General features: G+C 70.7%; 6 protein-coding genes and 1 pseudogene. 3 read left to right on the forward strand and 4 right to left on the reverse strand.

Features of this window, described 5'->3' with window-relative positions:
- Positions 1-412 (reverse strand): CBS domain-containing protein (locus E1281_RS32560; RefSeq protein ID WP_131883553.1); only part of this gene is annotated, 412 nt, incomplete at its 3' end.
- Between the two features lie 114 nt (positions 413-526).
- Positions 527-895, reverse strand: a complete 369-nt coding sequence (locus E1281_RS32565; RefSeq protein WP_207943621.1) for an SSI family serine proteinase inhibitor — start codon at positions 893-895, stop codon at positions 527-529.
- Between the two features lie 247 nt (positions 896-1,142).
- On the opposite strand from E1281_RS32565, the gene E1281_RS32570 reads away from it, so the two are divergent.
- Positions 1,143-1,943, forward strand: coding sequence for a methyltransferase (locus tag E1281_RS32570; RefSeq protein WP_131883554.1), 801 nt, complete (start codon positions 1,143-1,145; stop codon positions 1,941-1,943).
- Between the two features lie 133 nt (positions 1,944-2,076).
- Here E1281_RS32570 and E1281_RS32575 read toward each other — a convergent pair whose 3' ends face one another.
- Entirely contained in the window at positions 2,077-2,700 is a 624-nt protein-coding gene (locus E1281_RS32575; protein WP_131883555.1) for a sigma-70 family RNA polymerase sigma factor, read from the reverse strand.
- Positions 2,701-3,144: 444 nt separating this feature from the next.
- The gene (locus E1281_RS32580) at positions 3,145-6,294 is read right to left on the reverse strand and encodes a M14 family metallopeptidase (RefSeq protein ID WP_131883556.1); all 3,150 of its coding nucleotides are present in this window, start codon (positions 6,292-6,294) and stop codon (positions 3,145-3,147) included.
- 308 nt (positions 6,295-6,602) lie between these two features.
- Between E1281_RS32580 and E1281_RS32585 the strand changes: the two genes are divergently transcribed.
- Complete coding sequence (locus tag E1281_RS32585; protein WP_131883557.1) at positions 6,603-9,131, forward strand: SpoIIE family protein phosphatase; 2,529 nt, start codon at positions 6,603-6,605, stop codon at positions 9,129-9,131.
- A gap of 130 nt (positions 9,132-9,261) precedes the next feature.
- Positions 9,262-9,636, forward strand: a pseudogene (locus E1281_RS32590) (hypothetical protein); the annotation flags it as partial.

Consider the following 9,636-nt stretch of genomic DNA (forward strand, 5'->3'; position numbering starts at 1 on the left):
GAGGGGCCTTGCTGATCTCGGGGAGGGGGCCGGTGTCGCCGTTGGCCAGGGCCAGGTCGCCGATGCAGACGATGCCGACCGGGCGGTGCTCGGCGTCGACGACGGGGAGGCGCCGGACGGCCTGTTCGCACATCAGCTGGGCCGCGGTGCCGGTGTCGTCTTCGGGGTGGAGGGTGGTCAGTTCGGCCGTGCAGACGTCGCCGAGAGGGGTGAGCGACGTGTCGCGGCTCTCGGCGACCGCCCGGACGACGATGTCGCGGTCGGTGACGACGCCGCACAGGCGGCCCGCGTAGGTGACCAGCACGTCACCGATTCCTCGGTCCCGCATGATGCGGGCGGCTTCGTACAGCGTCGCGTCCAGCGGCAGCGTCTGCGGAGCCGCCGTCATCACGTCGCTGACCCTTGGTGGCATCGCGCGCACATCCTTCCGAATTGCCCCGGTGGCTCGCGTCAACCCGTGTGCGCGCCTTACCCGCGGTCGGCGCGCCTATTCGGACTGTTCCGACATCGGTCGCTCTGCCTCGCGTCAGAAGGCGAAGACCGTCCCGGTCCGCGATCGCATGGCGCAATCGTTTCCGTACTCGGTGTGGAAACGTACAGGTTCTCCGCGCCAGTGCCCCTTCGCTCGCGCGGTGACGGGGGAGTGGATCGCGGTGCACATCCGCCCGTCCGGTGCGTGCGCGATCCTTCCGCCGGACCCGCTCAGCTCCGAGCAGGCCCGCACCGCCTCGGGGTGGCCGCCTCCCGGAGGCTCGCAGAGCAGCGTGACGCTCCTGGACGTGCCGCGGTCCGGATGGTCGAGGGTGAGCCGGAGGGAGGACGCCGGCTTCGACGGAGCGGCGGGCATGATAGCGACCACCGCACCCGCGATGACGGCGGCGGCGAGGTTCGGCATCGATACTCCCGAGGGTCGAGGGCGGGGCGGGCACCGACGGTCGCTCAGCGTATCCATGACATAACCGATCGTGCAGGGAAACGGCCGAACCGGCTTCCCGCCGCGTCGCCCGCAAGATCCGGTCCAGGTACGGGGTGGACGGGAGTCGATGTGCGCGGACGGTCTTCAGTGCCTCAAGCACAAGAAGGGATGAGGCGGAGCAGTCCGTCACTCTGCTGACGGGCCTTCACACAAAGGAAAACTGGATATGAAAGGCAGTCCGCCGGACCCCGGGTCCGGCAGGAACGATCAGTTCTCGTGGGAGAAGTTCGATCCGGAACTGTACGTCGAGAACAACTACGCGGTCTTGCGCGCCGACGACAGCAGGATCATCCACGACGGCTCCGAGTGGTTCAACCAGTCCGCCATGCAGCGCTTCAGCCGCGGGCAGGGACGATTCCGCCATGGAGTCGACGTGGGAGCGGGGCCGAACCTCTACCCCGCGCTGATGATGCTGGGAGTCTGCCGGAAGGTCACGCTCTTCGAGTTCTCGTCGGCCAACGTCGCGTTCTTGAAGCGGCAGGTCCGGGAGCTCGACGACTCGTGGGAGCCGTTCTGGCGCGTCATCTCGCCCTTCGTCGGGAACTACGACTTCGAGTGGGTGAAGCGCGCGATGCGTGAGCGCGTCGAGGTCGTGCAGGGGAACATCTTCGGTGACCTGCCGAAGGGCGAGTTCGACATCGGGACGATGTACTTCGTCGCCGAGTCGCTGACCGCCGTTCCCCGAGAGGTCCGGCACGTGTTCCGCAACTTCCTGAGGTCGCTGGCGCCGGAGAGCCCCTTCGCCATGGCCACCATGGAAGGTTCCGAGGGCTATTACGTCGGGGACCAATGGTTCCCCGCCGCGCCGCTGGGCGCGGGCGATGTGGATTCGATGCTGGATCTGCTCGCCGCGTGGCAGAACGTCGTGCACGTCGCGCCCGAAGGACCTTCGGTCCACCGCGACCGTGAGGGGAACCCCGTGGACGACCACGGCGGTTTCGTAGCGGTGACCGGAGTGTCCTACTGAACCCAGGTCCCGCCGGGGAGTGAATCCCGGGCGGGACCGAACCCCGGGGCCCGCACGTCGTGCGGGCCCCTCTTTCGTGCCCGCAGTCACGGGGCAACCGCGGGATCGGGTCGTCCGGAGGTTCCGGACGCCGCTACGCGGCGAGCACGTGGTCGGAGAGGGACTCGCGGAGCTGCTTGCGGCCGCGGTGGAGGCGGGACATCACCGTGCCGATGGGGGTGCCCATCATCTCGGCGATCTCCTTGTACGGGTAGCCCTCGACGTCGGCGAGGTAGACGGCGTCCCGGAAGTCCTTCGGCAGGGCGCGCAGGGCGGAGACGACCTCGGAGTCGGGGATGCGGTCGAGCGCCTCGGACTCGGCGGACCGGAAGCCGGACGAGCGCGACTCGCCCTGCGCGATCTGCCACTCCTCCAGCTCCTCGGAGCCGGCGCGCTGGGGCTCGCGCTGCTTCTTGCGGTAGGTGTTGATGAAGTTGTTGGTGAGGATGCGGTGCAGCCACGCCTTGAGGTTCGTGCCTTCCTGGAACTGGTGGAAGTTCATGTAGGCCTTGGTGAGGGTCTCCTGGACGAGGTCCTCGGCGTCGGCGGAGTTGCGGGTCATGCGGACGGCGCTGGCGTACAGCGGGTCGGCGAGCGGCAGGACGTCGCGCTCGTAGCGTCGCGTGTTCTCGGCTGTCGCGGCGCCCTCGTCGTGGCCCTGGGCGGAACCCGTGGTGCGGCCCGTGCCGCGGCGGACAGGCGTGGTGACAGCGGTCATCGTCGCTCCCCGTAGGTAGTGGCCCCGATCGAGAAAGGGCCGGTTGCTAACGCGTGTTCGGGGGCACGCGCGGACCGGGCGGACGAACCGCCCCCCGTTCAAGTGGTACGTGCCACCGTTCCCGACGGGTTCGGAGGGTCTCGGCCGCGCGTGGAGGGTGGGCCGAGGATCGTGCGCGAGTCGGCTGTGCCAGGGCGACCCCGTTCTCCGGGACGTCGCGGGCCGCGCTCGAACGGGCGCTTCTCACCCATCGGTGGTCGTTCTGCTATGTAAGACGCCTGGAAGGGGCCAAATGGTTGCCCGTCCTCGCGTGTCGTCCGTCACACTCCGCAACGGATGGCCCGACCGGTGATGACCAAGAGTATGCACAGTGTAGGCGCGTCCCCGACATGGCGGCGTGCCGTGCTCATGGGCGACCCATGAGCACGGCACGCGGCAGAGCGGTCAGCGGAGCAGGTGTCTCAGGGCCCTGGCCACCAGGGTCCGCCGGTCGGATGGGTCGGCCTGCTCCAGCCCGAAGCCGAACAGGACGGTGTCCCTGGTCGCGACCGACGAGACGGAGTCGATCAGGGCCTCGGAGCGGACGAACTCCTCACCGTTGCCGGGGCTTCCCTCCGGGGCGCCCTGGATGGACCAGGGCCCGAGGCCGGTTTCGAAGCCTTCCGCGTCGAGTTCGCCGTCGGAGGTGGTGAGCCTGGTGTCGTCGATGAACAGGCCGGTGCCGCCGGTGAAGGGGTCGCTCACGTAGGCGAAGGACACCTCCACCTGCTTGCCCGCGTAGGCGGACAGGTCGAACGCGACGGGCGCCCAGCCGTTGGAGTCGCCCGTGAAAGCGTTCCACGCACCGGACGTTCCGGTGTTCCCGCAGGGGTTGCCTCCCGTGAGGTAGTGGTTGAGGAACGGGTGCATGTCGAGGTAGTAGCCCTGCGCACACTCTTGCGGGACGGTCGTGCTCGTGCGCCCGTTCTTGTCGGGCAGCGTGGTCCAGTCGCCGGCACCGGCGGTGTGCGCTTCGACGATGACGTTGTCGAAGCCCGTTTCGGTGCTGTAGGCGACCTGGGCCTGGAGAGTCGGGGCCTGCGCGGCGGTGACGCCGGTGAGGTCGATCGTCCTGGTCAGCCGCCGGTACGCGCTGTCCTGGTGGGGGCCGGCGACGTACCACTCGCCCTCGACGGGCTCGGTGGGCGCGGCGGCGCCCGTGTAGTCGCCGATCTTCCAGCTGTCGAACTGCGGGAAGTCCTCCTTGGGCAGGGCGGTCGAGGTGACCTGGAACCCGCCCGCCTCGTTCAGCGGGTTGGTCGACGTCCCGGGGAGTCCGGCCGTGACGCCGTCGAACGGCGACCTCGTCCCGGTGAACCCGGTCGGGGCCCCGACGTGCTGCCTGGCGTACGCGCCCAGGTAGTACTGGAAGAAGTCGTCCGACAGCAGCTCGCAGTCGTCCCGGAAGCTCGTGGTGATCACGCACGGCCGCTCCGGGTGGCCCTTCAGGCCGTAGTAGATGCCGCCGCCGTTCGCCTGGCCGAGCGGGCCGTTGTATCCGGCCGTCTCGCCGGCGTGGAGGAGTTTCCCGCCCTCGTTGAGGTACGACCTGACGTTCAGGACCAGGTCCTTCGCCCGGTCGGCCACCTGGGAGTCCGGGAAGTCGCCGATGACCGATCGCACCGGTTCATCGGCCTCGTCCTGGGTGAGGCGGTTGTCGCCCAGGTACCAGACGACGGCCTTGAAGTGCTTCAGGACGCCGAGGTCATGCGGGACGCCGTCCTTGTCGATGTCCCAGATGAGCGGCTTGTGCCTGGCGGACTCGACGAGATCGGCGTATTGCCGGGCATATCGGGGCTGGTTCGTCCCGGGTGGGTAGGCCGGGTTGACGCCGGTGTAGTCCTCGTCCGCGATGACCAGGACGTCCGCCCTCTTCTGGTCGCGGACGGTGTAGGCGAACTTCTTGCTCTCGACCCGTTTCCAGCCCTTCCAGCCGGTGAACCACGCCTCGACCTTGTCGCCGGGCCGCTGCGATCTGACCGTGCCGCGGAACTCGCCGTAGTAGGTGTCGTTCTCGTCGCCGAAGCGCTCACCGCCGCGCCACTCGCGCACGGGGGCGCTGTGCACGCGGCCGCCGTTGATCCGGTAGTTCAGCCGCTTGTGGCGCAGCGACCGGCGGATCACCGAGGCGACCTCCTGCGAGCGGCCGTAGGACGTGCCGAACCCGTCGGTCTCGAAGTGGGGGGCGGTGCGTCCGACGGCGGACACGGGCTCGTCCGGGTTGTGCGCGGACTTCCCGACCGACAGCGCGAACGGCAGGTTCTTCTCGAACTCCTTCTGGATGAGCGTCTCGTCGTCGGGGAACTCGAAGCCGCTGCCGCAGTCGCCGGGCTCCCACTGGTCGTCAGGGTCGGACTCCGCCGCGGACTGGCACGTCGCCATCTCCGGCGTGATCGACAGGGCGCCGTGGACGTTGTCGGCCTGGCCGTCGGTGTCGCCGTTGGTGGTGTACAGCTGGGCGCCCAGCTGGGGCACGTAGCCGGGGACGGCGGGGTTGTCGACGTCGCCGAGCAGAGCGTCGTGGATCACGTCGTCCGGGCTGCGGGTGAGGGTCTGCCAGCCCACGCCGTGCAGCAGCAGCTCCGCCGCCGAGTGGTAGTTGATCAGGTAGGTGGGGCGGATCTTCTTGTAGAGGTCCGTCTGCACCTTGGTCTCGGGCTCGGAGCCGGGCGCCGGGCCGCGGTAGGTCTCGCTGGCGGGCTGGTCCGAGGAGCCTTCGTTGTCGTAGCCCCACTTGTAGGGGAAGTTGCGGTTCAGGTCGACGCCGTCCCCGCCGGTGATCCGGCCGTCGCCGTTGTTGTCGCGGGTGTTCTTGCGCCAGAGGCGGAACCCGTCCTCGAACGTCAGGTCGTAGCCGTCGGGGTTGATGACGGGGATGAACCACAGCTCGGTCGTGTCGACGATCTTGGTGATCTGGGCGTCGGTGCCGTATCCGCCGACGTAGTGGTGCAGCAGCCGGCGGACCATCTCCGGCGTGATCCACTCACGGGCGTGCTGCGCCGCCTGGTAGACGACGACGGGCTTCTTGTGCCGTCCCCTGTCCTTCCGTCCGTCCTTGGTGAGCTTGACGGCGGTGATCGGCTTGCCCTCGCCGCTCTTGCCGATGTCCACGGCGGTCGCGATGGAGGGATGGTCGGCGGCGACCTTGAGGAGTTCCTCGTGCAGGTTCCCGGGGCCGCTGTAGGGGCGGAAGACGCCGGTCTGGGCGGCCTTCGCGCGCTGGCGGGCGTCCTTGCCGCCGACCTTCTTCACCGTGAGGCCGAGGCCCTGCCGGTTGAGGGCGGCGGCCTGGACGGTGCTCATCACGGCCTCGACGCGGACGCTGCCCTCCCGCTCGCCCTTGGCGATTCGGATGTCCTTGTGGTCGAGACCGGAGCTGTTCAGCACCTTGACCTGGGCCGGGGTCAGCTCGGCGGTGTAGACGTCGACGGCGGCCCCGGTGGACGAGGGCCGTGGGCCGGCGTGGGCCGGTGTCGCCACCAGCGTTCCGATCAGGAGCGCGGCGGCAGCGAGGGTGGGGGTGAGTCTTCGATGCCGGAAACCGATGCGCGACATTGCGCCTCCCAGACAGGGATCACAAAGGGGGGTTGCGTGATCGTCTGCCGGGGGATGGTGGGTGTCAATGGTGCATTAGTGCCTTATGCCGCATTCGGTCACTTTGCGGTCAGGTGGCTTGGTGGGGTGGTTTCGGACGCCCCGGGTTGATAAGGGACTTCGGCCGCGAGGAACGGCACGTGCGGTCCGGACGCCGGCCCCCGGACGACTTTCGCATACCACTGACGTGATCTTGTTACAGCGGGTAACTTCCCCTTTACCAGGAGTCGCAGGGGCGTCGTGCATCCTCGCTCAGGGAGGGGGACCGAATGGTCGTCGAGGAGCTGCTGGGAGTGGCGCGGATGACCGCCATCACCCTCGGCGGGCGCGGCCGCATCAATCACTGGGACGAAATGGCGGAGGACCTGTTCGGCGCTTCACGGCTCCAGGCCGTCGGCCGTCCGCTCGCCTCGCTGCTGCGGCTCCCGCGCGAACACCGCGGCGCCTTCGAGCCGGGGATCTTCGGGCACGTCTGGTGCGGCGCCTGCATCCTGCCGCGCGCCGACACCGGCGAACTCACCGAGATCGGCTGGTGGGTCTATCCGATCGAGGCCGACCCGGTGGAGGGCGGGCCGGTCGAGGCCGACCCGGTCGAGGACGGGCCGGTCGAGGACGGGCCGGTCGGGCACGACGTCCGGGTGCTGGCGCTGGCCGCCGACCTGCGCCGGCTCCGCGAGGAGGGCCCCGGCGTCACGCTGGGCGATCTGCTCGTCGTGCCGCCCGACGCCGGCGCCAGGCGGTCCCCAGGAACCCGGCTGCTGCGGGTGGAGCCCGCGCTGACGCCGCCCGACTGGGCCGGCTCCGCCGCGTTCGCCCCCCGGTTCACCGCGCGGCTCACGCGCCTGCTGCCCGCGCTGGAACCGGCCGCGGCCGGGCGGATCGCCACGCGGGTGCGCGGCCTCGGCTGCCCGGCGGTCTCGCTCGGGCTGACCGTCCGGATGCCGATCGTCCCCCACAGCGGCGCGCGGGTCGTCCCCGCGCCCCGGGCGGTCGTCCGGGTCCCGCTCCAGGAGACGGGCTGGACGAGCCCGCCAGGCGATTCCCGTCCGGACGCATCCCCTGCCCTCGCCGGCCCCGGCGCCGGGGACGGCTGGGAGGCGATGGCCGTGCGGGAGCCGCTCGCCTACCTCGGCGAGGCCGGGCAGGAGATCGGCAGTTCGCTCGACCATCTGCAGGCCGCGCGGAAGCTGGCCGAGGTGCTGGTCCCGCGGCTCGCCGACTTCGCCGCCGTCGAACTGCTCGAACGCGTCGTCACCGACTCGGCGCCGCCCGCCGAGGACGTCGACGAGACCGCGCAGATGCGCCGCGTGGCGGTCGTCCACAACGACGAGTCGGGGCGGTGGGACGAACTCGTCCCCGAAGGGGAAGCGCTGCTGCTGTCCGCCGCGACGCCGTTCGTCCAGGCCATGAAGACCGGGCGTCCCGTGCACATCCCGCATGTCGGTCCCGAGCGCGCCGCCGAGATCGCCGCCTCGTTCGGCGACCGTGACCTGCGCCCGCTGTTCGCCGGCCGGGAGTTGCTGATCGTCCCGCTGATCGCGCGCGGCCGCGTGCTCGGCACGTTCAAGATGCTCCGCAAGCCCGGGCGCCCGGGATTCGGCGAGCTGTGCTTCGCCATGGTCGAGGAGCTGGCCCGCCGCGCCGCGCTCTGCATCGACAACGGCCGGCTGTACCGGCGCGAGGTCCAGGCCGCCGAGGAACTGCAGCACAGCATGCTGCCCGACGACCCGCCGGACGTCGCGGGCGCACGCGTCCGCTACCGCTACCGGCCCGCCGGGCAGGCGGCCAACGTCGGCGGCGACTGGTTCGACGCGATCCCGCTGCCCGGCTGCCGGCTCGGTATCGTCGTCGGGGACGTCATGGGCCACGGGCTCACCTCCGCGGCGATCATGGGGCAGATGCGCACCGCGGTCCGCACCCTCGCCGCCGAGGACATGCGGCCCTCGCGGCTCCTGCGCCAGCTCGACGGCCTCGCCCGCAGGCTCGGCAAGGACTACCTCGCGACCTGCATGTACGCGGTGTACGACCCGGTGGAGCGCCGGTGCACGCTCTCCAACGCCGGGCACGTCCCGCCCGTCCTGGTGTCGGCGTACGGCGAGAGCCGCGTCCTCTCCGTCCCGTCCGGGGTGCCCATCGGAGTCGGCGGCGAACCGTTCGAGACGGTCGAGGTGCCGGTCGAGGACGGGTCGCAGCTCGTCCTGTGCACCGACGGCCTGCTGGAACGCCGCGACCGCGACATCGACGAGGGGCTGGAGGAGCTGCGCGGCCGGCTCGCCGGGGCGACGTCCGACCTCGACGGCACCTGCGATCTGCTCCTCGACACCCTGGCCACGTCCACCCCGGCCGACGACATCGCCATCGTCGCGGTCGGGTTCGACGGCATCCCCAAGGACGACGTCGCCGCCTGGGAGCGGCTCGAACCGCTGCCGAGCACCGTCCCCCGGGTCCGGGGGGAGGTCGCCGCGCGGCTCGCCGACTGGCGCCTCGAACCACTCACCGACACCGTCGAGCTCCTCGTCAGCGAACTCGTCACCAACGCCCTCGTGCACGGCGCCGGGTCCATCGGCCTTCGCATGATCAAGGCCGCGCACGCGACCGAGGGCGGGACCCTGCTCTGCGAGGTCTACGACGACGGCGCCGACCTCCCCCGCCTCCGCCACGCCGACGCCACCGACGAATCGGGCCGCGGGCTCCAGCTCGTCAGCCACCTCGCCGCGCGCTGGGGCACCCACCGCACCGAACGGGGAAAGGTCGTCTGGTTCGAGCACGCTCTGCCCAGACGGCACCTCCCGGGCTGATGTCCGTGGTCGTGGGCCCGCATCGCGAATCTGTGAGGTAAATGTCGCGTCGGCGACAGATAGTTTCCAACGCCCCGTCCGTTCTGATCGGTGATGACGACACTCACCGAGGCTCACCGGGGGGAACGGTTTGGGGCGGAACCTGACGCTGCCGGTGCCGGAGGCGCTCTACGGCACCTACGCCGTGGCGCTCTCCGCGCCGATCGCCGACCCGGCGGCCCTGGCGCATGACGAGGTGACGCGGCGGACCCGGCCGCCCCTGCGCGACCTGGTCCTCGGCATGCTCGACAGCCCCATGCTCACCCTCGACCAGCGGCCCGCCGGCGACTTCCCCCCGTTGCCCGGCGACCTCCTCGCCGCCTACGGAGCCGACCCGTCCGACCTCGCGGCCGTCAACGGCGCCGCCCACGTGCTCGCCGTCCGCGCCGCCTACCGCCCCGGCCGCCCGCCCGCGCACGAATGGGCCGCCCGCGCGGTCGCCGGCGGCGTCGGAGTCGCGCTGGGC

This window comes from Actinomadura sp. KC345, assembly GCF_004348515.1.
Classification (GTDB): Bacteria; Actinomycetota; Actinomycetes; order Streptosporangiales; family Streptosporangiaceae; genus Spirillospora.

Excerpts from the sequence above, each read along its gene's own strand:
- E1281_RS32565 (WP_207943621.1), bottom strand. The coding sequence starts at position 895 with ATGCCGAACCTCGCCGCCGCCGTCATCGCGGGTGCGGTGGTCGCTATC.
- E1281_RS32585 (WP_131883557.1), top strand. The coding sequence starts at position 6,603 with ATGGTCGTCGAGGAGCTGCTGGGAGTGGCGCGGATGACCGCCATCACC.
- E1281_RS32575 (WP_131883555.1), bottom strand. The coding sequence starts at position 2,700 with ATGACCGCTGTCACCACGCCTGTCCGCCGCGGCACGGGCCGCACCACG.
- E1281_RS32580 (WP_131883556.1), bottom strand. The coding sequence starts at position 6,294 with ATGTCGCGCATCGGTTTCCGGCATCGAAGACTCACCCCCACCCTCGCT.
- E1281_RS32570 (WP_131883554.1), top strand. The coding sequence starts at position 1,143 with ATGAAAGGCAGTCCGCCGGACCCCGGGTCCGGCAGGAACGATCAGTTC.